This window comes from Rubritalea marina DSM 17716, assembly GCF_000378105.1.
Lineage (GTDB): Bacteria > Verrucomicrobiota > Verrucomicrobiia > Verrucomicrobiales > Akkermansiaceae > Rubritalea > Rubritalea marina.
Window position 1 is genome coordinate 14,027 of sequence record NZ_KB899258.1, and the last position, 22,951, is coordinate 36,977.

Consider the following 22,951-nt stretch of genomic DNA (forward strand, 5'->3'; position numbering starts at 1 on the left):
GATGCATTCAAATCCCCAAGCAGTCTCTATCATCATGCGCAGCTTTAATGAAGGCTGGGCGATCCAAGGTAGTATTGATGGAGTGTTCCAGCAGGACTTCGAGGGCGATATTGAATTGATCATTATAGACTCAGGATCTAGTGATGACTCGATTCAAATCATCCAACGGGATGGTCGCGCCAAGCTTATTCAAATCCCGTTAGGAACATACGTTCCCGGACCAGTCTTGAATATGGGAGCGCGCGAAGCGAGTCATGACTGGATTGTGTATTTAAATGCGGACGCTCAGCCTCAGGATAGTTCTTGGCTCAAAGAGCTCTTGGGACCCTGTCTAGTAGATCCGAAACATGGAGTGGCGTTCTCAAGACAAGTCCCTAGATCTGATTGTAAAGCTGTGTACGCTCATGATTATGACCGCTGTTTTGGGCCGGAGAGAGAGTCGGTGAATTGGGATCATTTCTTTAGCATGGTGAGTTGTGCGACTCATCGCAGTGTGTTGGAGGCTGTACCAATCCGTGAAGACTTACAGTATGCAGAGGATGATGAATGGACGAGACGCCTCATCAGGGAAGGTTACCAAGTCCATTATGCAATCGCTTCGGTAGCGATTCACTCTCACAACTATAGCTTGCGTGAGAGCTACAAGCGCTCATTTGGCGATGCCAAAGCGATGGCCGCCACGAGTGAAGTGCATCCCAAAAACGTGAATCTTCACTATTACGTGCTTTTGGGATGGGTAAAAGACGCGATGAGGGATCTCCAGTGGTGTCTCAAACATGGACGTCTAATGGGCATTTTTTACGCAGCAATGGTTCGTTTAGCCCAACGCCTGGGGCGCCGAGCTGGCCACCATGCAGGCTGGAAACATTACCAAAGAGAGATATGAAGATTCTGGTCATTTCAAATTTATACCCACCTCACGAAATTGGGGGGTACGAACTCCGGTGCGCCGATGTTTGCAATCGATTGATGGACAGGGGGCACAACATCAGAGTACTCACTTCCAATCACCAGGTAGACGGGCGGGCACAGGTGGATGATAGCCATGTCGCGAGGCAGCTTCACATCCATGGGATGTATGGCCACCCCTGGCTATCCATGCCACAGCTCTATGACTTGGAGAAAAAGAATCATCGAGCATTGGTCGAAGAAATTGATTCATTCCAGCCTGACCTGATTCACGTGTGGAACATGGGAGGGATTTCAAAGTCGCTTTTGCTGCGTTTAGAAGCGATGGATATCCCGCTAGTCTATGATATTTCAGACCATTGGATCGCGCGTAGTATGCGTGCAGATGTGTGGCTTAGGTGGTGGAATGAATCGAAAGGCACAAGCAATGCTATTATGCGATCGATACTCAAGGTGTTGGGTGTGCGAGCAAAAATTTCCAAGGAGGTACCTACGGATTCATGGGACACACTGAAGTATCCTAGAATCTATTTTTGTAGTGGTTTCCTCAAAACTCTAACGATGGAAAAAGGATGGTCCGTGAATCATGGTGACGTTATCCATTGCGGTATTGAAACGCAGGAATTTACGGTGAAGTCCGACTATTCAAGTTTCTCGAAGCTACTCTGGGTGGGACGATTGGCTGAAGACAAAGACCCACTCACTGCGGTGCGCGCCCTCGCGGCATGTGAGGATCAAAGTTTAACCTTGGATCTCTTTGGTAATGGTGATCCTGATTATGTTTCTCAGTTAGAGAGCGAGATTGAGAGTTTGAATCTATCAGCTAGAGTTCAGATAGGTGCTGTATCTCAATCTGAGATGAAGTCCTTGTATGCTAAGTATGACTGTCTGTTGTTTACTTCGAACTGGGGGGAGCCGTTTGCCTTGACCCCTCTGGAGGCGATGTCTTCAGGGCTGCCTGTCGTTAGTTCCTTGGATGGTGGTCAGAGAGAGTTGGCCAATGATCGAGTGAATAGTTTGGTGGCAGAGGCTGCGAACCCGCAAACCTATGCGAAGAAAATCATGGAGTATCGAGATGATCCAGAGCTACGAGCTCAGGTCGCTCAAACTGGACTGAATCAAGCTGAGCGAGAATTTGACATTGAGGTGATCACGGATCAAATTGAGCAATATTTGAAAGCATCCTTGGGGGATTCATGAGTCTGATATTTTATGACGATAGCCCTATATTTGGTGGGCATGAGGTGATGTGCCTGGCGGGATTGAGTGCTCTACTAGAGACGTACTCTGCTCCTGTCATTTTTTACGCCACTGCGGCGAATACGACTTTATGTGATCGGCTCAGTATGTTGGGGCAGAAGCATCCTCATCTGGTAGTGCGTCATGTGCCCTGGAATTCATCGAAGTTTGAGTCACTGCGCAATCTTCTGAAACCATCGCGAGCGAGAGGCCTCCTCGAAATGTTTCGTGAGGATACGGCTAGTTTGGTGGTTGCTGTGCAGGGGAATATTGAGCATTCATCACTGTCTTTGAAGGCTTGCAGAATAGCAAAGATCAAGTGCTTGAGCTATATCCCTGTGCCTCACTCCAACCATGTCATGGGGGCGAAGCTTGGAGCGTGCAGAGATGTCTTTAGTTCACCTATCTTCAAATGGCCAGATGTCTATGTGACGATTTCTGAAGAGATGGAGCGTTTACTCAGAGAACGAGGAGCGGTTGCACCTGTGCAAATCGTGTACAATGGAATCGACATAGATCGTTTCGAAGGTGGCGATAAGGAGGGTGCTAGAAGGGATCTCAAACTCCCTTTAGACAAGATACTTCTTGGGCTTGTCGGGAGAATTGAATTTAGACAAAAACAACAGCATTTGTTGGTGGATGCTGTCAGTGCAGACCCTGAGCTTAAGGATAAATGTCATCTTGTATTTGCTGGTGAAGGACCAGATTCTGAAAATCTAGCAAATTTACTTAACGAGAAGGGTGTTTCACATACGATCTTCGAGTGGTGTGATACAGCTCCGCTTTACAAAGCCTTAGATGCATTGGTCATCCCTTCGCGTTATGAGGGGCTTCCTCTGGTGATGCTTGAGTCCTTATCGTCAGAGACTACGGTGTTTGGCAGTGACCGTGACGGAATGCGAGATATTCTGCCAGAGTCGCGCAGGTTCAGAGCTGATGACACATTCGCTCTTTCAGAAGCTCTACGAGCATGGATTCAAGTAGGCTGCCCCAAACCTGAAGAATACTTGGTGCAGCGTGTCCGTAAAGAAATGTCTCTAGAGCAATTTGGGAGGTCGTTCACTGAAGCTATTCTATCTGAATTTAAAAAATGATAGGTGATTTCTCGCTTCATTCTTTAAAAATTTGTTAGTTATCCACAGTTTTTTGTGGTTAGATGGTTTGGTGCAGATAGTCTTGAAGCTATTATAGTTTAGAGAAATTAAATTCTACACTTTTCAAAAAATTTGCCGTGCCTATTATTCTTTTAAATTATGTCGCAGTTTAACTCCCAGACTGATCCGCAAGAATCAGATGTGACGAAAGAGAAAAAAAGCTCATACAGCTTTCCGATCCCCATCGCGGTTGATCCGGTTAGAATATTGGGAGGTATTTTGACGCGGTGGTACTGGCTGGTACTGGGAGGCTTAATTTTTGGAGCTATCGGGGCCTTAGTGGGGTCAAAGCTGAACAAGCAAACCTTCAGTCTTTCGACTGCATTGATTAAGCGGAAGGTACCTCAAACAGTACAAACTTCAGAGATCGGTCAGCCATTTCGCCCTGCAGACTTCAATGACGCGACACTGCTATCAACCTTGTTGGCCACAGAGCCATTAGACTGGGCAACTAAGAGGATAGAGAACGGGCTGACTGGCGTGGACATCACGAGCAAGGTAGAAGCCAGTCAGTTAGAGAATACTGATATCTATTACATCACCTACCATTCGCCATTCAGCGGAGAGGATGCGGTAAAGTTTATTGGCGTGTGGTCAGAAGAAATCCTCGAGTACACTCAAAGACTGCAGCAGTCTGAGGCTCGAATCATTCGAGATATTTTAGAAAAAGAGGTCCGACAGTTAGAGTTCCGTATCGATCAACTAGACCAGCGCATTATCGACTTCGCTAAGAAAAATAATTTCATTGGAGGTGATTCTCAAGTAGCTGCGATTTTGGGAAAAATTTCACAAATTGATTTGAACCTTCAAGATGCTGAAGCCCAGAAAACATCTTTGTTGGAGCAAATCGCGGCCTACCGCAAAAAAATTCAGCATCACAGTCCCTTGGAGATTCGCTTACGTGAAGCTGAGCAGGAATTGGCGAACCTTCGTTCAACATACACGGATCTAAATCCTCTAGTGATGAGTAAGTTAGAGAGTATTTCCTATTTTGAGAATCAGATTAATGATCTTGCCAATGTCGATGATAGTGCTCTGGAGCAATTCACAGGTACAGACCTCGGGAACACACTTTATTTGAATATTATTGGGACGCACAACAATCTAACGGACGCGGAAAATCGAATCATTTCTCTCAGGGCTCAGCGTAAGATAGAGCAAGAGAGGTTGAATAAATTTCCTGGTATCATCGCGCAGCACAATGCGCTGGTGTCTAAGAAAGAGTCGCTACTCTCTGAGGCATCCCTTCTCAGCAAACGCCTCAAGGAAACCGAGATCTTTGCTTCGAGCTCTCCCGGTTACTTTCAGATCTTTGAGGAACCAGATATCCGAAAAGTGATGCCCTCTTCCTTGACTACCAAGCCTTTGTTGCTTGGTGTGGCGGGGCTCTTCATGGGGGCTGGCATAGCCATGGTGATTACGATGTTGATGACTCAACGGACTTCACGACGTTCTGTATTGGAATGTTGTGCTACCACGGGAGCTCGTTTTGTGGCGGATTTTCCTGAGGGTGATTCCGAAGCTCCTATGTATGAAGATTTCTGGATTAAGCGAATGGCAACCAAACCCTTCGGGCATCCACCAGTTTTATTTTGGACGGCTGCGCTGACTCCTGAGGACGAAGAAGTGTTTTGGGCTGGCTTGTCAAAGTCGTCAGAAGAAGACACTGGGAAGCGGCTTAAGGTGTATGATTTGACCCCCGAATGCTCGCTGGATGGTGATCAAAAGAAAAATTCACTGGCGGACTGGGTAACGAAAGACACGGAATCTAGGATATGGCGGGCACATACCTTACCTCATCGTGATCAGCGGGAACTGTTGAAAAGCGTTGAAGACTGCTATGCATTGATTAAAACTGAGAAAGCTTCTATCAAAGCCTTTAGGAAAACTCGTGAGCTATTTGAAATATATTTACCTCCGTGTTACGGCACCTTAACAACGTATACTCCTGCGATAGGTAAGTTTCGTGTGCACGCTGATCAGCTTTCCATGCTAATCACTAAGCAACTTTCATGAAAATGAGATTTATCATACTATTCATCATGGTTATGGCGACTGGCAATGCATGGTCAGAGCCTGCGCCAGCAGGCAGTGTGGAATCATCGAACCCTGAGGTCTCGGTGGCTGAGAGTGATCTTCAAGAGAGTGAGGTGCCAGCTGTAGATCTAACTCCGCCTAGGGATCTAGTGCGTGAGGCAGAAGCTCAGAACCCTCAAGAGGAATCATGGCGAGATCGTTATGAATTGGGGCCTGGTGATGTGATCAATTTCTCTCTTTTTGGTCGACCTGAGTTGGACCGAGAAGGTTTTCGGATCTCGCCAGACGGGAGGATCAGTTATCTTCAGGCGCAGAACATTATGGTGAATGGACTGACCATTGACGAGGCTAGGATGAAAATTGAAGAGGGCTTAAAAAGCCACTTCAAGTCGCCTCGCGTGATTATCACCCCCGAGGAGATCGGTTCGAAGCGTTTTAGTATTTTGGGGAAGGTGCTCAAGAAGGGAGTTTACACCTTAGATAGTCCGATGACCTTGGTGGAAGCGGTTGCCCAAGCGGGTGGACTAGAGACAGGATTGTTTGAGCGAAAAACCGTCGAAATTGCGGACATGGACCGATCCTTCATTGCGAGGGGGGACGTTCATCTGCCCGTGGACTTCAGGAAGCTCTTCAATGAAGGTGATCTTTCGCAGAATGTGGGTTTGGAACCTAATGATTTCATCTATATCGCTTCTGCAGTTGCGAATGACTATTATGTTTTGGGTGCTGTGAATAACCCTGGAGTACAGGGGTACACGCCGGATGCAACATTGATTTCTGCTTTGTCGCGACGTGGAGGAGTGACTGATCGAGCCTACACGGACAAGGTGCTCATCGTTAGGGGAAGCTTTAGCAACCCAGAGACCCATGTGATCAGTCTAAAAAATATCCTCGCGGCTGACGAACGAGATTTTAAATTGTTGCCTGACGATATTGTTTTTGTAGCCGAGCGTCCTTGGATTATTGCTGAGGACGTGATGAAGCTTGCCGTTTCCGCCTTTGCCACCTCACTGGCTTCAACTTGGATTAACAACAACACGACACAAACTTCTGAATAATCTGATGTTCAGGTGCTCCATCCATTTTCTTAAACTGTTGATTGCAGCCACGGTGTTGCTCAGCTCGTGCACTGAGCGCATCCCCGATCAAGACTTTGATGCGCGGCGTGTGGATCAGACGGTGCGCAACCTCAATTTCAAGAATGTGAAAGTCAATCGCAAGCCTAGCCAAAGCTTGCTAAAGCCGCCCAGTGACCCCTATGTCTTGGGACCTGGAGATATTGTGGAGATTGAGGTGTCTGAGGTTCCCGGAACTCTGGCTCGCACTTTTGTGATGCCTGATGGAAAGGTCTATTATAATTTAGCGGGGGGAGTTCGTGCGGAGGGTTTAACTCAAGACCAATTTGCGTCGAGGTTAACTGATGCGCTCCGCAGAGACTATACTAACCCACTGGTGAATGTGTCTCTGGTGGAGGTGCGTTCTAGACGTTTCTGGATTCTTGGCCGTGTTTTCAAACCTGGCCTGTACCCACTACGCCAACCCACTACTCTATTAGAGGGGGTTTCCCTTGCTGGAGGCTTATTCACTTCTGCGTTTTCCGGTTTTACTGAAGAACTCGCAGACTTGTCCAACAGTGTGATTATTCGCAATGGAGAGATTCTACCTGTCGATTTCAAATCGCTGATTAAAGAGGGGGATTCTAAGCAGAACATCTATCTTCAGCATAACGATTATATTTACATCCCCTCGACGACCTCATCCACAGTGTTGGTTCTTGGTGCGGTTGGGCGACCTCAGGCGATCCCTTACAATGAGAAACTGACCTTGATTGACAGCCTTGCACAATGTCGAGGCCCCTCCAAGGAGGCCTACCTCAAGGAAGTTGTGGTGGTGCGAGGGACGCTCAATGATCCACAGGCTGCGATAGTGAACCTGAAAGATATACTAGTGGGTGAGGATACGGATGTCTTGCTGCAGCCGGGCGATATTGTATGGATTCCAAAGAGGCCATACCGCTATGTGGAAGCCGTGGTACAAATTATCTTCCAAGACGCTGCTAGAACGATTGCAGCGAATGAGGGGGATCGTCTAGCGGGTGGTGTTGGCCAAGTGGGCGTGGCGCTCCCTCTCGGGTCACCCAGTACCTCTAGCAGTAACTCGAATAACTCTAGAAGTAGCGATGACGAGTAGCCTGAGGTGTTTGGCGCGCGACCTTGAGATCGTCTCCTAGTGGCCATCGCTAGGTATGGCTGGAGAGGTTTTGTTATTTGAGGCGCTTTTTATCTTGGCGTCTCCACCATTCGGCTTTGGAAACAATGGTGCATAAAATAATCCAGGTCGTCAGGTTTTTGGTCTGTGTAAGAACGCGCTCGACTTGGCCATGGAAGTACGTGATCAGAAGTGAAACAGCGATTCCGTAGAACAAGAGACCTAGAGGAGTTTTCCAAAAATAGAAGGTATTGCGGATGCCGAACCAAGACGTCTGAATCACAAAGAGCAAAAAGAAGAAGAATCCTATATAGCCATTTTCCGCGAGCAGTAGCCAGTACAAGCTTTCAGTGAGCGGGTTTGCCATGAATTGCTCGGGTCGGATTCTTCGTCCACGATTTTCTTCCCATTTTTCAAGGACCGCAGAGTATTTGTTTCCCCGCGGCCTGCTATTGGCGAGTCCATAATTATTCCAGCCAATCCCAGCTACAGGGTGATCCGCGAGCATGGCTTTAGATTGGTTGTTGAGTGCGAAGCGAAGATCGTTTTCAGGGGTGTCGTCTTCGCCCATTCTCGCCATGAATGTGTCTGCTGCCATCGCGATGACAAAGACCCCACCGAGCCCCCCAGCAACGCCAATGGCTATGCGGCGGAAGGTGAAGCCGTTCAGGAAGGAACCCATCAACATGATTGCAGCTCCAGCTCCAAAAGCAGCGAGTGAGGCTCTGGAAACAGTCAGTACCACCGTGAGGCCTGCAGCTCCAAAAGCGATGAAGTAAAGCCACATGTCTTTCTTGCTCGTTTCTTTCGCGAGAGCGAGCCCAAAGATGGGCATACCGACCATGTAGCACCACATGGACATGGGGTTTTGGTGTTCGAACCAGCCTGTAACGCGAAAGCCGCCTTGGATATAACGTCCCCACAAGCAGATGATGACTTGAACGATTAACGCAATGGCAAATCCTCGCATGATGGCGAGAATGTCTTTTTCCCCTCGGATAGCTGCAAACACTCCAACGATGACAAAGCTCATCTTCAGAAACTTGAAGGCAGGCATGAAAACGTAGAGTGGTTCAATGGCGTTCACCACGGAAAATAACGAAACCATGATCCAGCTGAGCCAAAGGATGAGCCCTGGTGGGAAAAGCTTGAAATCGTGACGTTTCTCTAGAATGGCCGCTAGAGCAAAACCGATCGCAATCCCTTCGATAAAATTGAATTCGAACCCTTTTGCGTGTCCTCGATAGGTTTCAATCGAGTAGAGCATGAGCGTGAAATCTGATGGAGGGCGAACCAACCACCATGCAGTGAAGCCCAAGAATAGGCGGCGTAACAGGTCATTGCCTTTCATTAAGAATCCTAAGACAGGACCACCAACGAAGTACACTGTGAGAATAATAGCGACCTTGATTATCAGTACGACAATTTCCATTTAACCAACCTTTTCGTTAGACTACGTTGTGGAGCTCGCACTAGAAAGATAAATCCAGAAGTATTGAGGCCTTCACTAGATCGAAAGTTGCTGATTGTGAAATGAATAGGCGAATCCAGCCTCTTTCAATTTAATAGCATGGCTTCTGTTTGAGCTGCAATTGAACGGGAGGGATGAGAGAAGTTCAGATGATCTGGGAATAAACGAACGTTTAGGAATTCCTACTGATATCTCTATGAAATTACCCAAATCCCTATTAGCCGTCCGCGTTATTGTCGCTGTGATTATTCTACAGACTTTGCGTTTTAAATTTACTGGTCACCCTGACTCTGTGGACCTGTTCTCCGAAGTTTCGAACTTTGCCTTTGGCGATGCTAGCAAAGAGGGGCTTTTACGTGTGGGGACAGGTGCCATTGAATTGATTGCTGGAGTGATGCTCCTTATTCCGAGGACGGTATTTGTTGGAGCTTTATTAACCGCAGGAACGATGATGGGCGCGATCATGACACACGTATTGGTGATTGGCATCGTGTTTAAAGAAGACGGTGGGGCTCTCTTTGGTGTTGCTCTTCTAGCTTTGTTAGGAAGCCTCTATTGCATGTGGGCAACACGTGATTCGGTGCTACGCTTTCTCAAGTGACCGCGTGGTGAGCTTGAATATCATGTCACCCAGGCGCTGAGCTTCCTTCAGGGAGTGGGTGACATGGATCGTAGTCAGCGCGTTCGTCGCAATGACATTCTGCACGAGATTCAAGGACTCTTCGTAGTTTTCAGAGTCTAAGCCCGAAAAGGCTTCATCTAGGCAAAGGAGCATGGGCTTAGCTGCTAGAGCGCGGCCAATTGCAACGCGTTTAGCCTCGCCACCAGAGAGCTTTTGAATGTTTCTTTTCAAAAGCTTTTCGATATTGAGTTGTTGGGCGAGTTGCTCAACAATGTCCAGGATCTCATCGCGCTTGTGTTGGCGTTTACAGATGCCGAAGCTAATATTTTCCAGCACATTTAGGTGGGGGAAGAGGGCATTGTCTTGAGGCACGATGGCGATACCGCGCGTGCGAGGTGGTAAGTGGGTGATTTCTCGGCCCGCGAGATGAATCGACCCTTCATCAATCGGGCGGAGTCCAGCAAGTGCTTCCATCAAGGTTGTTTTACCTGATCCACTGGGCCCCATCACCGAGAGTGTCCTGCCTTTTTCTAGCTGGAGAGAAATTGCCTCCAATGAGAATTCTCCTGAATGAATCGTGAGCTGGTCAATTGCGAGCATCTTAGTTTCTTTCCCCGAGGGTTCGAATGGTGAGAATTGAGGCAACAGCCAGGGTGATTAACAAGAGTGAAATCGCCGCGGATGCTGCGAGGTTCCCTGTGTTGAGCTCCAAGTACACAGAGCTTGAGAGTACTTCGGTTTTACCTCGGGTGGCACCTGCAAAAATCAAAATGGGCCCAAACTCACCGAGGGCTCTTGCCCAAGCGACGATCCCTGCCGCAAGAATGCCACGCTGAGCTAATGGCAGCGCGACGCGCCAGAAGGCTTGGCTTTGGCTGCAACCCAGAGTCAGGGCGATCTGTTCAAAGCGATTTGGTATCAGGTCAAAGGTGCTTTTGAGATTTCGGATAGCAAAGGCTGCTGAAATGGTGAACTGAGCCAAGATGATTGCGGCCACGTCGAACGTGACTTGGAGGCCATGTTGGTTGAGCCAGTTCTCGATCGAGGTCTCAGGGCTAGGAAAGGTGTTGAAAAGGATCAGGAGACTCAGGCCGACTACCAGTGGGGGCAGCATGATCGGGATGTCGATGATGGTATTGAGTAGGGAGCGACCTCGGAAGCGGTAACGAGAGAGAAGGTAGGCTGTGGGGATGGCTACAATGAGGGCAAGAGCTGATGAAAAACTGCAGGTTAGGAAGGTAAGCCTGAGCGAGCTTTGGATTTCTGCGCTTTGGATCGCAGAAAGAAGATCCTCCCATGTCACATGAAGGGTACTAGCAATAACTAATAACACGATAAACCCGACGTAGGCACAGGTGAACCCAATGATCGTCGAATGGAAAAGTCGATCATGAATGGGAAGCCGCCATTGTCCGGAGCGTTTGGCCATGGCCGATGCTTGGGCTTTCAGCTGCACATGTAAACCCAAAGTTTTGCCAAGCTTGAAGTGCTTCTGGTTATTCTGAGGTCCTAAAGGTCAGAATTCACGCTTTTCATCTGGTCGATGGATTCTCCCCAGAAGAGCTGCGAAGTAGATCAATGAACTGTTGGGCTTGGTTGCGATTGTTAGAGTTTTTCAGAATGGCAATGCTGGCGTGACGTGGGTTGCTCTCTAGTAGTGGCATTTCGATGCATCGTAGCTCCTTGAAGTTGTCGGCTACCGAACTCCAGGCAATGGTAGCATCGGCTGCCCCCAGAGCCACATCTTCAAGCACGCTGTTTACCGTGGGCTTGGTGACTACGATGTTGGGACGGATGTGCTCGAATAGTTGGTGTTTAGTAAGCAATTCTTTGCTAAAGCGGCCAATGGCTGATGATTCATCGGCAAACGAAATACGTAGGTTTGGACGGCTCAAATCCTCGTAGGAGTGGATCTTGGTATTGTCTCGATGCACCACAATTTTGGCGGTGAGGGGGAAGAGTGGCGTGGCAGCTAAAGCCAGCCCCATGGCTTGCGCCTCGCGGATGTATTCTTCATCGGCTGGGAGATAGAGGTCACCACCTTTAAGCTGTAGCTGTGTGAGCAGGGCTCCCGATCCATTGTAGGTAACGTGAACCGGAATTGATGTTTCTCGCTCAAAGTGCTCCACGAATTCGCTGACTGGTACGCGCAGGCCTGCGGCACAATAGAGGACTAGGCCTTCATGGTGCGACGCAGACTGTGCTCCACGGATCAACAAGAATCCACTCAAGGTGAGGGTGACAAAAATGCAGATGAGCGTGATTTTGATTTGTCGCATGGTGGAGATTGCAGGGCGAGTGTAGCTTAGCTAGCTGTTGATGTGCTGCAACTCTGTTTTCGCTCTCACCTGACTCTTGATTCTCAGGGAAGCGGGTGACGGCACTTCTTGGTAATCTAAAAAAGTTGAGGAATGAATACTTTACGCTTGCGGAACGGCGGGGGCTGGGTTAAAGCCTCCGCCCCGCCATTGTGTCCGAGTATTCGGAGCGATTGGCTGGTAGCGCTTAAGCTAAGCATTCAGAACTAAAAAGCTGACCCGCAATATTATGAAACCAACAATGCAAACATACTATCAGGAGAAGGTAGTGCCCGCTCTCACTAAAGAGCTCGAGTGCGCTAACCCTCACCAGGTGCCTCGTTTGGAAAAGATCGTTGTCACCACTCACTGTGGTCGCGCAAATGATCGCAAGCAGGCTGTAGAGGACTCTGTAGAAGAGATCTCAAAAATCACTGGCCAAAAGCCATCCGTATCCTACGCACGCAAGTCCGTGGCGAACTTCAAAGTTCGTGCCGGTGAAGCAGTAGGTGCTCGTGTGACACTTCGCGGTGCTCGCATGTGGGAATTCCTCGATCGCTTCATCCACATCACTGCTCCAAACATCCGTGACTTCCGCGGTATTTCACCAAAGAGCTTCGACGGCCAAGGTAACTACGCAGTAGGTATCGCTGATCAGTCCATCTTCCCTGAAGTAGAGCTTGACCAGATCAAACGCCAAATTGGTTTCGATTTGATTTTCGTAACATCTGCTGACACTGACGATGCAGGTCGTGCACTCCTTCGTGCACTCGGTATGCCGTTCCGCGAGAACGCCAAGAAAGAAGAAGCTGCTACAGCTTAATTCAATTAACTAAATATTTATAGATAGGAAAAAATCATGGCAGTTCTTAGTGACCCAGTTTCCGATTTCCTTACACGCCTGAAGAACGCTTCAGCTGCGGGTAACGAATCATTCTCCGCTCCTTACAGTAAGATGAAGGAAGCAATTGCTAACATTCTTGCAGAAGAAGGTTACGTCTGGAAGTTCGAAGTTTCCGGTGAAGGTGTGCAAAAGACCATCACTGTGACTGTGAAGTACTCAGACGCAGGCAAAGCAGTCCTCACCAACGTGAAGCGCGTGTCCAAGCCAGGTCTCCGTCAATACGTCGGTGCTGGTGAAGTCCCACGCGTTCTCAACGGTCTTGGCATCTCCATCCTTTCAACATCCAAGGGATTGTTGACTGGTTCAGCTGCGAAGAAGCAAAACGTAGGTGGCGAGCATCTCGCTAACATTTGGTAACCCTAACTTAAGGAATATACTATTATGTCAAGAGTAGGACTCAAATCAATCACGCTTCCTGAGAAGGTCATAGTAACAGAGGCTAACGGCCTTGTTGTTGTTGAAGGCCCAAAGGGTAAGCTCGACTTCCAACTTCCTGAGGGCATCGGCTTCTCAGCTGAAGGTAACGAAGTTACGATCACTCGTGCAAACGAGTCTCGCCAAGTTCGTGCCCTTCACGGCACAGCTCGCAGCCTCGTGAACAACATGATCATTGGCGTTTCCACAGGTTACGTTAAAGATCTTGAAATCATTGGTGTTGGTTTCCGTGCTAAGGTCGCAGGCAAAGCCCTCGATCTCAGCCTTGGTAAATCTCACCCAATCCTCCACCCAATCCCAGAAGGCCTCAAAGTTACTGTTGATGGAACCACTAAGGTGAAGGTTGAAGGTGTCGATAAGCAGGCAGTAGGTCAATTCGCGGCAGAAGTTCGCGCATACTACAAGCCTGAGCCGTACAAGGGTAAGGGTATTCGCTACGTTGGTGAATACGTTCGTCGTAAGGCTGGTAAGTCAGTTGGTAAGTAATTTTAGCAACTTCATTAATCTCAAACTGAATTTCACAACATGAGCAAACTCAATCGTAAATCAGTACGCCAGCGCATTCACAACCGTATCCGTAAGAAGGTTTCCGGTACTGCTGAGCGTCCGCGTCTCGCTATCAACTACTCAAACCAGCACATCTACGTGCAGGTGATCGATGACGTTGCAGGCAACACAATCACAGCAGCATCATCACTTGATAAGTCCATTGAAGGCGCTGCTTCTAACGTAGCAACAGCTGCCAAAGTTGGTGCTCTCCTCGCAGAGCGTGCGAAAGAAAAGAACATCGAAGCAGTCGTTTTCGACCGCGGTGGTCACCTCTTCCACGGAAAAGTCAAAGCGCTTGCTGAAGCAGCACGCGAAGCTGGTCTCAAATTCTAATCATCCACGAACATGTCTGAAAATAAAGAAAACGCAGAAGCAAAGCCTGCGGAAGCAAAGTCTGAAACACCAGCAACTACCGAAGCGCCTAAGCAGGAGCAAGGTGGTCGCGGAGGTCGTGGTGGTCGTGGTCAAGGCGGCCCTGGTGGTCGTGGTGGCAAAGGTGGCCGTCGTGAGCGTCCACAGCGTCAAGCCCCAGCAAAGCCAACTACCGAAGACGGTGTTGAGCTTGTAGAGAAAGTAGTATTCATCAACCGCTGTGCTAAGGTGGTAAAAGGTGGTCGTCGTTTCTCCTTCTCCGCGCTTATGGTATCCGGTACTCTCGAAGGCCGCGTAGGTGTAGGTTTTGGTAAGGCGAACGAAGTTACCGAATGTATTCGTAAGGCTTCTCAGGACGCTAAGCGTGACGTCAAGCGCTACGCAATCGTAGACGGTACAATCCCACACGAAACATACGCTGAATTCGGCGGTGGTAAGGTGCTTCTTAAGCCAGCATGCCCTGGTACCGGTATTATTGCCGGTGGTGGTGTGCGTGCGGTATGCGAAGCAGTTGGTATCCACAACGTTCTCGGTAAGTCACTCGGCTCAAACAACCACGCAAACGTAGTGAAAGCTACTGTGGCGGCTCTTGCTCAGCTTCGCACTCGCGAAGACGTGCTTAGCTCACGTGGTAAGCTCAAGGCTGAGTCTCTCTAAGTTAACCAGAGGTAAAGCCGCTGGGTTTCTCTAGCGGCTCCCTCTCATCCATAGAAATTTAAGATAATGAATCTTCACAATCTCAAAACTAACCCAGGATCCAAGCACCGCATCAAGCGTCTTGGTAAGGGTGAAAGCTCAGGCCTCGGTAAAACATCAGGTAAGGGTCACAAAGGTCAGAAGGCACGTTCAGGTTCCGGCGTTCGCGTTGGTTTCGAAGGTGGCCAGATGCCGATCCACCGTCGTCTACCTAAGCGTGGTTTCAATAACGTACGCTTCGCAGACAAAGTGGTTGTCGTGAACACTGCACACCTTCAGAAATTCTTCGAAGAAGGTGACACTGTGAACGAAGAATCACTTCGCGCAAAGGGCCTCGTTAAGGGTGCATTTGATCAAATCAAAGTACTCGGCAACGGTGAGCTCAGCAAGAAACTCACTGTTTCTGTAGACGCGCTCTCTGCCTCCGCTAAGGAGAAGATTGAAAAGGCTGGCGGCACTGTAGCCTAACTTTTTCGATCACATTTAAGTGGTTTCCCACTTATTTTAACTTTTAGTGAGGAAGCGCTTGCGCGCTTCCTCACTTCTTTATACAAGCGCCCCCACAAATTACCTAAATTATGATTTCCGCATTTGCGAATACATGGAAAGTAGCAGAGCTACGCGAACGGATCATCTACATGCTTGTGATGATCGTCATCGTGCGCCTTGGTGTACACATCACCCTTCCGGGCATTGATGCCAGCGTGGTTGACCAATACATGAAAGAACAGGCCGCTAAAGGTGGGAGCGACAATGGCATGCTCGATACCATGGCGACGATCTTCTCTGGTGGTGGCCTCCAACAACTTGGTTTGTTTGCACTCGGGATCATGCCTTACATTTCCGCATCGATCTTGATGCAGCTCATGTCAGCAGTCATGCCTAAGCTTGCGAAGCTTTCACGTGAAGATGGCGGGCGTCAGAAAATCAATCAATACACCCGCTTCATTACGATCATCATCGCACTGGTTCAGGGTGGACTCCTTGCGAACCAACTTTCAACCAATCCAGGATCGCTTCCATTCTTCAATGGTATCGAGGCTGTTGGCGCTGTGGTTCCCAACCCAGGTTTCTCGTTCATCGCGATCTTCACCCTCACGGTGGTAACTGGCACCTTGCTTCTTATGTGGATTGGTGACCAGATGACTGAAAACGGCATTGGTAATGGCACATCAATGATCATCACGGTGAACATCATCTCTGCTCTCCCAGCATCACTCGCACTTCTGTGGAAGTCACTCATTAGCGGTGGCACACCTGCAGGGGCCGCTTTCGTTGTGTTCCTATTCGCCTTCTTGATCTTCGTGATCGCGGCTACTATTTCAATCACCCAAGCCCAGCGCCGCATCGCGATCCAGTACGCCAAGCGCGTGGTTGGTCGCAAGCAATACGGCGGTCAGACACAGTACCTTCCGCTGAAGCTTAATTACGCAAACGTGATGCCAATCATCTTCGCTACTGCGATCCTCGGCATCCCAACCGTGATCATCAGCCAGCTGTTCCCAACGGCGAGTTGGGGTCTCACTCTGAGTTCAATCCTCGCGGGCAATAGCCCTTGGTTCTACGTCATTGCAGGTGTGATGATCTTCTTCTTCTCCTACTTCTGGGTGGCCACGATGTTCCAGCCTTCAGAGATTGCAGAAAACCTTAAGCGCAGTGGCGGCTATATCCCAGGTGTGCGCCCTGGTGAGCCTACTGCCAAGTTCCTCGACTTTACCATGACACGCCTCACTTTCGCGGGTGCTGTGTTCCTCACCATCATCTTTGCCTTGCCGTTTGTGGTGTCGCAGATGCCATTGCTCTTCGGTGAAAATCCGCTAGACCAAGCGATCACTCAGTTCTTTGGTGGCACTTCACTCCTCATCATGGTCGGCGTGATTCTCGATATCATGCGCCAGGTAGAAACTCAGCTCCTGCAGCGCAACTACGACGGTTTCCTCCGTCAAGGTAAGCTCAAGGGCGCGGTGGATCGCCGCAATAAGCAGCTCGCAGCACGTTCAAGCAACAACATGATCTACCTTCTCTTGGTGGTAGCAGTGTTCTTCTTGCTCGGTGTGGTAGCTCTTATCCTCGAAAATTAATTCGAGCACGCACTAGCAAACATCATCTCTCTCTTGGCTGCTAGTGTATCTAGCAGCCAATTTTTTTATCATGAATGTTATTTTATTAGGACCTCCAGCATGTGGTAAAGGAACTCAGTGTCAGCTGATTCTCAAACAGCTTGCGATGGAGTGCCTCGGCACCGGACAGCTATTGCGCGACGAGGTGAGCTCGGGTTCAGAGCTCGGCAAAGAGATCGACAGCTTCATCAACCATGGCGCCTATGTGCCAGATGCGTTGATTATGCGTATGGTCTTCAAGTGGCTCAATGGCGTCGGGGAGAAGCCGTGGTTGCTCGATGGCTTTCCGCGCACTCTCGTCCAAGCTGAAGCACTGAATGCTGAAGGCTTCCGGCCTGATGTGGTGATTGGTATAGAGGTTTCCCAAGACGTGCTCGAGGAGAGGATCCTGTCACGCTTGATCTGCAGTAGTTGCTCAGCCACGCATTCACGCAAGGTCGTGGGAGACGGCCCATGCCCTGACTGTGGTGGCGTATTGGTGGTGCGTGACGACGATGGCATTGAGAGTTTCCGCAAGCGATATGCAAATTTTAACGAACTCACCAAACCTCTCTATGCATACTACGAGGCGCAGGGATCTTTGGTGCGAGTCGATGGCACCTTGCCTCCCGAGCAAGTTTTCGAACGAGTCGCTTCATCGCTGAAGCTTCCCGGAGCTTGATCGGACCTCGATACTCTCCTTGTGTTCATTAACTAATCTAGTACAGTGACCCACATCGCTGACCGAATGGTCATCGACTCGGCGTACCAACATGCTTTTTTATCATGGCTAAACGTAAACCAAATAAGAACAAGATCCCGATCAAGTCCCCAGAGGACATCAAGCAAATGCGTGTGGCTTGTGAGACATCCAGCGAGATTCTCCAGCTTACCGCGAAGTTCATTGAAGCCGGCAAAACCACCAAAGAGGTGGATGAATATGCAGCTGAATTGATCAAAGAGAGGGAGTGTGTCTCAGCCTTTCTCGGATACCGCGGCTTCCCTGGGAATATTTGTATCTCACCGAACGAAGAAGTGGTGCACGGCATCGGCTCTGACCGCGTGATCCAAGATGGTGATGTGATTAGCATCGACATTGGTGTGGTGAAGAATGGCTGGATTGGTGACAATGCCACCACCGTACCGGTCGGCAACATTGATGATGAAGTGAAGCGCCTTCTTGCAGTCACCGAACAATCACTCTACGAAGCGCTTTCCTTTGCTAAAGATGGTGAGTACCTCGCCGACCTCTGTGGCGCTGTGGCGGAGTATGTGAAGCCATTCAAGATGGGAGTGGTGAAGGAATTTGTCGGCCACGGAGTCGGGCAGGAGCTTCACGAAGAACCTCAAGTACCCAACTACCGACCTCTCGGCAGAACCCCTCGCCTGCGTGAGGGCATGGTGCTCGCTGTGGAGCCAATGATCAATGCCGGTACCCCACGGGTGCGGGTGCTCGATGACGGCTGGACAGTCATTACTGGTGATAAGAAATACTCTGCTCATTTTGAGCACACGGTATGTGTGGGCAAGGACGGCCCAGACATTCTCACGGCGCGCCCACGCGAAGCTACCGAGGAAATCTTGGGCATTAAGCTGTAACTCCACCATTGGGCTAGAAGCAAAGTTGTGATAATTGTGAAGGTAATGCGTTTGTTCAGATCCATTCTTCGATCATCGATTGTTGCTTCAGCAATGTGGGGGAGTCATGCGGGCTTAGTCTCGGCGGCGGACGAGCTCGATGCGTCTTTGGATCTAAATCTCACGGGTGAATCCAACAGAGCGGCGGTAAGCACGCGCCCAAATGCGCGTACGATGACGCTATCGATCCCTGGTCCACGCGGTCAGATTCTGGATCGTAATGGCAAGTCGCTGGCGCAGAATAAGGTGGTTTGGTACCCGGCCCTGATGTTCCCGCATTTCAACAACCCGACCCGTGACTTTGTCATCGAGTGGGGTCAAGAACGGGTGAAGAAAGCCAACGAAGTCTTTGGCTTGGAATGGATGGTCAAAGATGAAGACCTCTGGCAGCATTATCGCCACCGCCGCTGGTTGGCGATGCCCATCACGCATGTGGTCACAGCTGATCGCAAAAAGGAGCTAGAGCCCCAGCTCATCGACGGCTTGATCCTGCACCCAATTTACCAACGTTACTACCCTCAGGGAGATCTTGCAGCACACTTGATCGGCTATGTCGGGTCTAAGGGTAAGTTGGAGAAGGGGCCGATCAATTACGGCGACCCAATCTTCGAATTCACCGAGGGACGTTCTGGCTTTGAAAAAATTTATGACCGTGAGCTGACGGGACAGAATGGCCTGTTGCACCTCGAATACGACTCAGCTGGTAATGAAGTGTTGCGTGAGGAAAAGCGTGCACCTCGCCAGGGTGGCTCGGTGGTTACAACGCTTGACCTGGATTGGCAAATCCGTGCCGAAGAAGTTCTTGCGGAGCATGCTCACAAGGGAGCATTGGTGATCTTGGATGTGACCAATGGAGAAATTGTGGCGATGGCCTCGCGGCCGTCCTATGATCTCAATAGTTTTGTTCCATTCATCACGACCAAGGACTACAGCGATCTTCGTGAGAATCCTGATGCACCGTTGTTTGCGCGTTCTTATCAGGCAGAATACCCACCAGCTTCAACCTTCAAGGCCGTAGTGGCGCTGGCAGCGTTGCAGACTGGGGCGATCGATCGCTGGAGCCAGATTGACACCCCCGCGTTCGTCAAGCTGGGGAAACACGAGATGTGGAACTGGAATAAAAAGCCGGAAGGTTCGATGGGCGTGGTGAAGGCTCTGTATCGTTCGAATAACCCGTTTTTCATCAAGGTCGGAATCTCCACACGTTCTCAAAATATTTTGAATACAGCCCGTGCTCTTGGCTACGGTCAGAAGACAGGATTACCACTCGTTGGGGAGAAGAAGGGCCTCTTGCCGAGCGATGAATACATGTTGAAGTACCACAAAAGGAGGATGACTGATGGGGATACGGCAAACCTGTCGATCGGTCAGGGTGTGATTCTTGCCACTCCGCTTCAAGTGGCGCAAGGGATGGCAGTCATTGCCAATAGTGGCCGCATGTCTAAGCTGCAGTTGGTGAGACAAGTTCAAGATTCTAATGGCCGGATTGTATCGTACAACCGCCCCGAACCTCATATGGTGAACACGATTGACCCAGAGAGCGTGAGCCTTGTCCAAGAAGGCTTGATGCGCGTGGTGAATGGCGGCGGTGGCACCGGCTGGCGTGCAAAGCTCAGCTACACGGTGGTATGCGGTAAGACGGGAACCGCCCAGTGGGGCCCAGAAGAGAAGGAGCAAAAGCTCGGCTGGTTTGCGGGCTTCTTTCCACTCGATCGTCCGAAGTACGCATTCGCTATGGTCTACGAAGGGCGCCCAGGGGAAAAAGTGGGTGGCGGTAGCAAGGCTGCACCGATGGTAAAAAGTTTTTTTGAGCCGATTAAAGATGAAGTAGAGCAGACCTTGAATCCTGCCGTTCGCGCTCTCATTGTGGTAGAAGAAGAAACCGCTGTGGCTGATGATAGCGTGGCCATAGGCGTGCCTGGGAGAGCCACCGTGGTGGACGAAGAATCAGACGAAGCGTTCTATGTGCCGCGAGCCTTGTTGGTGGAGGAAGACCCGCAACCCTACATCCCGGGTAATTCGCCTGTGGCACCAGCCCGTGCCGTGCCGGTGGTGGAGGAGGTTGAAGAGCCAGACTTCGGAGAAGCACCTCCACGCGCACGCATTGTCGAGCCTGAGCAAAGGCAAAGTTACCAAGGCGAACCACCGCGCATTGATGACTCTGAGCCGCCGCCATTGCGCGCATTGATCATTGAGGAATAGCGCTCAGCTCTGCAGAGCCTGAGCCAAGGGGCAGCTCGCTAAATCGAAAGGTTTGTCTAAGCGATACTGATCCAAGATGACGCGAGAGCGTTTAGCCAGCATGCGGCGGACTTCGCGACGTTTGCCTTTTTCACGAGGAATGGTCATCTGATCATAGGCGCTTGTCTGGTGGCGCATCCATGCGATCACCGCGGATTCTGCTCGTTGCTCGATGGGGATCCGTTGGGTACGTGCTACTGTGCCACTGCCTACTGGGATCGCATGGGCTGTGACTGCGTCGGCTAGCTTGTCTTCGAACGCATCATAGGTGAATGAGAAGTTGAGGAAGTGCTGGACGGCTACTTTAAATTCTTCCACGTAGCGTTCTTGCTCAGCCGCTCGGCGAGCTCTACCAGCGTCTAACTTCTTTTGGTAGTTTGGATCTTTCCTCTCTGCTTCGAGTTGTTTTCTGAGCACTTCAATACGCTCAGCAGGTGCCCAGATTCCACGAGAAAAAAGCTTACGCCCTTTGGGTTCTTTGACGGTCCAGGAGGGACCATCGAGTTTGATCCGACGTGAGAGAGCGGCGTCTCCCGGTTTGAGCAATGCCCAGCCATCGGGAATGGCGAGTGCTTCGCCATCCAAGCTAGTGACGTAGCCGCTGCGTGAGGATGGACGCACTTCTAGTGTCAAAGTGGATGCCATGCTTCGCTAGATCTGTGCGAGGTGTGAGAGGCTGGGCTCCAGAGTAATGAGTTTCTGAGCTAGGCCAGAACAATCGCGGATGAGGGTGAAGTCTTCAAATTCGAAGCCGGGAGCCACACTGCAGCCGACGAGGACCTCGTCTTTTCCGATGGGTTCGGCCGCTTGCCAATAATGCGCAGGAACCACGTGGCAAAAGGTGTTGGTCTCCGCAGATAGAGTAATCACATCAATGGTATCGCTTTCGCCATCCCATTGGTACAGGCGAAGCCCTTGGCCTTTGTAGAGGTTCCAAACTTCCTCGCTACTGACTTTATGAAATTGTGAGACTTCTCCCTCGGCTAGCTGAAAGTAGATGTGGGTGAGCGAGCTGCGCTGACCGAGTGATGCGGACTGTACTTTATGAATCGAGCGGAAGACTTCGGTGTACTTCCCGCCCTCTGGGTGATCGAGGAGATTGTTTGGTTGCATGTTTTTATTACTTGGCGTCGCTCTTGGCTTCCGCTTCTTCTTTGGCTCCCTGTAGCAGAGGAAAGCCTTTACCAGTAGGTTTTTTCACTGAGCCTTCAGTGACCACAAGGTTGGTGCCAGGAGTGAGGGCTCCTTGTAAAATGTGCTGGAAGTTGGGGTCAAGTTTGAACCACTCGTCCAGTGCTTCTGTGTGTTGTTCGCGGCTGCCACTCACTTGAGTCCACATCGAATGCCTGCCGCCATCATGGTCGGCGCTCCAGCCTGAGAAGATGAATGCAGCTGTTCCTTTAGTGTGTTTGCCGAAGAGGCTGGTCTTCACCTTACATTCTCCAATCGTGACCCCATTACGGACGAGATAGAGCTTTTTGTCTTTGCGGCTAAAAATCAAGGAAACCGGACCACTCGGTGCCAGCTCAGGTTGCCAGATAAACTTGCTAGCCTCACCATTGCTCAGCAGCACTTTGTGGCCATTGCTTACGTGCACGTCTGGGCTTTCGTTGCTGACTACGACAGTCGTGCCCCGATGGGTGACACCGAACAGCTTCTTAGAGAATGCGTAGGGCAAGTGAATGCAGCCGTGCGAAGAACGGTAGCCAGGGACTGCGCCAGCATGGAGTGCGACACCTCCCCAAGTAAGGCGCTCAGAATACGGCATTGAGGCGTTGCCGTAGGTCTTAGAGTGGTGGTCGGCATCTTTATTGAGGATGTGGAAGACTCCGGTTGGCGTTTCATGCCCATCAAAGCCGGTGCTGACCTCACTGGATCCGATCTGGATGCCATTGCGGTAAACGGCCGCAATTTGGTTTTTCAGACTCACAGTGATGAGCACGGGTCCGTGGGTCGAGAGTTCAGGGTTCCAGGTGAATGAATCCGGGTTGTGCTGTCGGTCTTCGGCACGCAGGGCGGGGCTGGAGCAAAGCAGCCCTATGATGAGGCTGCAGAAGAGTAGGTTCTTTACTTTCATGGT

General features: G+C 50.1%; 24 protein-coding genes. 17 read left to right on the forward strand and 7 right to left on the reverse strand.

Annotated features, from left to right (window positions below; genetic code table 11):
* The first annotated feature begins 1 nt into the window (after position 1).
* The 6 genes from F454_RS14865 (at position 2) to F454_RS0110015 (ending at position 7,529) form a co-directional block, all read left to right on the forward strand.
* Positions 2 to 886: a glycosyltransferase family 2 protein gene (locus F454_RS14865; protein WP_018970519.1), complete on the forward strand. Its 885-nt coding sequence runs from the start codon at positions 2 to 4 to the stop codon at positions 884 to 886.
* Positions 883 to 2,109, forward strand: a complete 1,227-nt coding sequence (locus F454_RS0109995) for a glycosyltransferase family 4 protein (RefSeq protein ID WP_018970520.1) — start codon at positions 883 to 885, stop codon at positions 2,107 to 2,109. The genes F454_RS14865 and F454_RS0109995 overlap by 4 nt, the downstream gene beginning before the upstream one ends.
* A gap of 260 nt (positions 2,110 to 2,369) precedes the next feature.
* Positions 2,370 to 3,242 (forward strand): glycosyltransferase, encoded by an 873-nt coding sequence (locus F454_RS0110000; protein WP_338049217.1) that lies wholly within the window; start codon positions 2,370 to 2,372, stop codon positions 3,240 to 3,242.
* A gap of 159 nt (positions 3,243 to 3,401) precedes the next feature.
* Entirely contained in the window at positions 3,402 to 5,318 is a 1,917-nt protein-coding gene (locus F454_RS0110005; protein WP_018970522.1) for a GumC family protein, read from the forward strand.
* Positions 5,315 to 6,397: a polysaccharide biosynthesis/export family protein gene (locus F454_RS0110010; RefSeq protein WP_018970523.1), complete on the forward strand. Its 1,083-nt coding sequence runs from the start codon at positions 5,315 to 5,317 to the stop codon at positions 6,395 to 6,397. Before F454_RS0110005 ends, F454_RS0110010 begins: the two co-directional genes overlap by 4 nt.
* A 4-nt stretch (positions 6,398 to 6,401) precedes the next feature.
* The gene (locus F454_RS0110015; protein WP_018970524.1) at positions 6,402 to 7,529 is read left to right on the forward strand and encodes a polysaccharide biosynthesis/export family protein; all 1,128 of its coding nucleotides are present in this window, start codon (positions 6,402 to 6,404) and stop codon (positions 7,527 to 7,529) included.
* A 73-nt stretch (positions 7,530 to 7,602) separates the two neighbouring features.
* Here the strand turns inward: F454_RS0110015 and F454_RS0110020 are convergent, their stop codons facing one another.
* A complete protein-coding gene (locus tag F454_RS0110020; protein ID WP_018970525.1) occupies positions 7,603 to 8,979 on the reverse strand; it encodes an O-antigen ligase family protein in 1,377 nt (458 codons plus the stop codon).
* Between the two features lie 235 nt (positions 8,980 to 9,214).
* Here F454_RS0110020 and F454_RS0110025 point away from each other — a divergent pair, with 235 nt between their 5' ends.
* On the forward strand, positions 9,215 to 9,619 hold the full coding sequence (locus F454_RS0110025) for a DoxX family membrane protein (protein ID WP_018970526.1): 405 nt from the start codon (positions 9,215 to 9,217) through the stop codon (positions 9,617 to 9,619).
* Here F454_RS0110025 and F454_RS0110030 read toward each other — a convergent pair.
* The 3 genes from F454_RS0110030 to modA form a co-directional block, all read right to left on the reverse strand.
* Positions 9,602 to 10,240 carry an ATP-binding cassette domain-containing protein gene (locus F454_RS0110030; protein ID WP_018970527.1) on the reverse strand — a complete coding sequence of 213 codons (639 nt, stop codon included), beginning with the start codon at positions 10,238 to 10,240 and terminating at the stop codon, positions 9,602 to 9,604. The two genes, F454_RS0110025 and F454_RS0110030, sit on opposite strands and share 18 nt — an antisense overlap.
* Before the next feature lies 1 nt (position 10,241).
* Positions 10,242 to 11,069, reverse strand: coding sequence for an ABC transporter permease (locus tag F454_RS0110035; protein ID WP_018970528.1), 828 nt, complete (start codon positions 11,067 to 11,069; stop codon positions 10,242 to 10,244).
* Positions 11,070 to 11,172: 103 nt separating this feature from the next.
* Positions 11,173 to 11,919: a molybdate ABC transporter substrate-binding protein gene (modA, locus tag F454_RS0110040; protein WP_018970529.1), complete on the reverse strand. Its 747-nt coding sequence runs from the start codon at positions 11,917 to 11,919 to the stop codon at positions 11,173 to 11,175.
* Positions 11,920 to 12,187: 268 nt separating this feature from the next.
* Between modA and rplE the strand changes: the two genes are divergently transcribed.
* The 10 genes from rplE (at position 12,188) to F454_RS0110090 (ending at position 20,832) form a co-directional block, all read left to right on the forward strand.
* Positions 12,188 to 12,760 carry a 50S ribosomal protein L5 gene (gene rplE / locus F454_RS0110045; protein WP_026292838.1) on the forward strand — a complete coding sequence of 191 codons (573 nt, stop codon included), beginning with the start codon at positions 12,188 to 12,190 and terminating at the stop codon, positions 12,758 to 12,760.
* 36 nt (positions 12,761 to 12,796) lie between these two features.
* Entirely contained in the window at positions 12,797 to 13,198 is a 402-nt protein-coding gene (rpsH, locus tag F454_RS0110050; RefSeq protein WP_018970531.1) for a 30S ribosomal protein S8, read from the forward strand.
* A 24-nt stretch (positions 13,199 to 13,222) separates the two neighbouring features.
* A complete protein-coding gene (rplF, locus tag F454_RS0110055) occupies positions 13,223 to 13,762 on the forward strand; it encodes a 50S ribosomal protein L6 (RefSeq protein ID WP_018970532.1) in 540 nt (179 codons plus the stop codon).
* A gap of 39 nt (positions 13,763 to 13,801) precedes the next feature.
* Positions 13,802 to 14,158, forward strand: coding sequence for a 50S ribosomal protein L18 (gene rplR, locus F454_RS0110060; RefSeq protein WP_018970533.1), 357 nt, complete (start codon positions 13,802 to 13,804; stop codon positions 14,156 to 14,158).
* Positions 14,159 to 14,170: 12 nt separating this feature from the next.
* Positions 14,171 to 14,854, forward strand: coding sequence for a 30S ribosomal protein S5 (gene rpsE / locus F454_RS0110065; protein WP_018970534.1), 684 nt, complete (start codon positions 14,171 to 14,173; stop codon positions 14,852 to 14,854).
* 66 nt (positions 14,855 to 14,920) lie between these two features.
* Complete coding sequence (gene rplO / locus F454_RS0110070; RefSeq protein WP_018970535.1) at positions 14,921 to 15,361, forward strand: 50S ribosomal protein L15; 441 nt, start codon at positions 14,921 to 14,923, stop codon at positions 15,359 to 15,361.
* Positions 15,362 to 15,471: 110 nt separating this feature from the next.
* Positions 15,472 to 16,974: a preprotein translocase subunit SecY gene (secY, locus tag F454_RS0110075; protein WP_018970536.1), complete on the forward strand. Its 1,503-nt coding sequence runs from the start codon at positions 15,472 to 15,474 to the stop codon at positions 16,972 to 16,974.
* A gap of 70 nt (positions 16,975 to 17,044) precedes the next feature.
* On the forward strand, positions 17,045 to 17,674 hold the full coding sequence (locus F454_RS0110080; protein ID WP_026292839.1) for an adenylate kinase family protein: 630 nt from the start codon (positions 17,045 to 17,047) through the stop codon (positions 17,672 to 17,674).
* A gap of 104 nt (positions 17,675 to 17,778) precedes the next feature.
* Positions 17,779 to 18,591 carry a type I methionyl aminopeptidase gene (gene map, locus F454_RS0110085; RefSeq protein WP_018970538.1) on the forward strand — a complete coding sequence of 271 codons (813 nt, stop codon included), beginning with the start codon at positions 17,779 to 17,781 and terminating at the stop codon, positions 18,589 to 18,591.
* Positions 18,592 to 18,636: 45 nt separating this feature from the next.
* On the forward strand, positions 18,637 to 20,832 hold the full coding sequence (locus F454_RS0110090; RefSeq protein WP_083912959.1) for a peptidoglycan D,D-transpeptidase FtsI family protein: 2,196 nt from the start codon (positions 18,637 to 18,639) through the stop codon (positions 20,830 to 20,832).
* Positions 20,833 to 20,835: 3 nt separating this feature from the next.
* On the opposite strand, the gene F454_RS0110095 is transcribed toward F454_RS0110090, so the two are convergent.
* From F454_RS0110095 to F454_RS14870, 3 genes are read right to left on the reverse strand one after another with little or no spacing between them, the layout of a single operon-like run.
* The gene (locus F454_RS0110095; protein ID WP_018970540.1) at positions 20,836 to 21,516 is read right to left on the reverse strand and encodes a DUF2293 domain-containing protein; all 681 of its coding nucleotides are present in this window, start codon (positions 21,514 to 21,516) and stop codon (positions 20,836 to 20,838) included.
* A 6-nt stretch (positions 21,517 to 21,522) separates the two neighbouring features.
* Entirely contained in the window at positions 21,523 to 21,984 is a 462-nt protein-coding gene (locus F454_RS0110100) for a cupin domain-containing protein (protein ID WP_018970541.1), read from the reverse strand.
* A gap of 7 nt (positions 21,985 to 21,991) precedes the next feature.
* Positions 21,992 to 22,948, reverse strand: a complete 957-nt coding sequence (locus tag F454_RS14870; RefSeq protein WP_018970542.1) for a L,D-transpeptidase family protein — start codon at positions 22,946 to 22,948, stop codon at positions 21,992 to 21,994.
* Positions 22,949 to 22,951 lie beyond the last annotated feature (3 nt).

Bases quoted from the DNA above. Each gene is read 5' to 3' on its own strand.
- F454_RS14865 (WP_018970519.1), top strand. From the start codon at position 2: ATGCATTCAAATCCCCAAGCAGTCTCTATCATCATGCGCAGCTTTAAT.
- F454_RS0109995 (WP_018970520.1), top strand. From the start codon at position 883: ATGAAGATTCTGGTCATTTCAAATTTATACCCACCTCACGAAATTGGG.
- F454_RS0110000 (WP_338049217.1), top strand. From the start codon at position 2,370: ATGTTTCGTGAGGATACGGCTAGTTTGGTGGTTGCTGTGCAGGGGAAT.
- F454_RS0110005 (WP_018970522.1), top strand. From the start codon at position 3,402: ATGTCGCAGTTTAACTCCCAGACTGATCCGCAAGAATCAGATGTGACG.
- F454_RS0110010 (WP_018970523.1), top strand. From the start codon at position 5,315: ATGAAAATGAGATTTATCATACTATTCATCATGGTTATGGCGACTGGC.
- F454_RS0110015 (WP_018970524.1), top strand. From the start codon at position 6,402: ATGTTCAGGTGCTCCATCCATTTTCTTAAACTGTTGATTGCAGCCACG.
- F454_RS0110020 (WP_018970525.1), bottom strand. From the start codon at position 8,979: ATGGAAATTGTCGTACTGATAATCAAGGTCGCTATTATTCTCACAGTG.
- F454_RS0110025 (WP_018970526.1), top strand. From the start codon at position 9,215: ATGAAATTACCCAAATCCCTATTAGCCGTCCGCGTTATTGTCGCTGTG.
- F454_RS0110030 (WP_018970527.1), bottom strand. From the start codon at position 10,240: ATGCTCGCAATTGACCAGCTCACGATTCATTCAGGAGAATTCTCATTG.
- F454_RS0110035 (WP_018970528.1), bottom strand. From the start codon at position 11,069: ATGGCCAAACGCTCCGGACAATGGCGGCTTCCCATTCATGATCGACTT.
- modA (WP_018970529.1), bottom strand. From the start codon at position 11,919: ATGCGACAAATCAAAATCACGCTCATCTGCATTTTTGTCACCCTCACC.
- rplE (WP_026292838.1), top strand. From the start codon at position 12,188: ATGAAACCAACAATGCAAACATACTATCAGGAGAAGGTAGTGCCCGCT.
- rpsH (WP_018970531.1), top strand. From the start codon at position 12,797: ATGGCAGTTCTTAGTGACCCAGTTTCCGATTTCCTTACACGCCTGAAG.
- rplF (WP_018970532.1), top strand. From the start codon at position 13,223: ATGTCAAGAGTAGGACTCAAATCAATCACGCTTCCTGAGAAGGTCATA.
- rplR (WP_018970533.1), top strand. From the start codon at position 13,802: ATGAGCAAACTCAATCGTAAATCAGTACGCCAGCGCATTCACAACCGT.
- rpsE (WP_018970534.1), top strand. From the start codon at position 14,171: ATGTCTGAAAATAAAGAAAACGCAGAAGCAAAGCCTGCGGAAGCAAAG.
- rplO (WP_018970535.1), top strand. From the start codon at position 14,921: ATGAATCTTCACAATCTCAAAACTAACCCAGGATCCAAGCACCGCATC.
- secY (WP_018970536.1), top strand. From the start codon at position 15,472: ATGATTTCCGCATTTGCGAATACATGGAAAGTAGCAGAGCTACGCGAA.
- F454_RS0110080 (WP_026292839.1), top strand. From the start codon at position 17,045: ATGAATGTTATTTTATTAGGACCTCCAGCATGTGGTAAAGGAACTCAG.
- map (WP_018970538.1), top strand. From the start codon at position 17,779: ATGGCTAAACGTAAACCAAATAAGAACAAGATCCCGATCAAGTCCCCA.
- F454_RS0110090 (WP_083912959.1), top strand. From the start codon at position 18,637: ATGCGTTTGTTCAGATCCATTCTTCGATCATCGATTGTTGCTTCAGCA.
- F454_RS0110095 (WP_018970540.1), bottom strand. From the start codon at position 21,516: ATGGCATCCACTTTGACACTAGAAGTGCGTCCATCCTCACGCAGCGGC.
- F454_RS0110100 (WP_018970541.1), bottom strand. From the start codon at position 21,984: ATGCAACCAAACAATCTCCTCGATCACCCAGAGGGCGGGAAGTACACC.
- F454_RS14870 (WP_018970542.1), bottom strand. From the start codon at position 22,948: ATGAAAGTAAAGAACCTACTCTTCTGCAGCCTCATCATAGGGCTGCTT.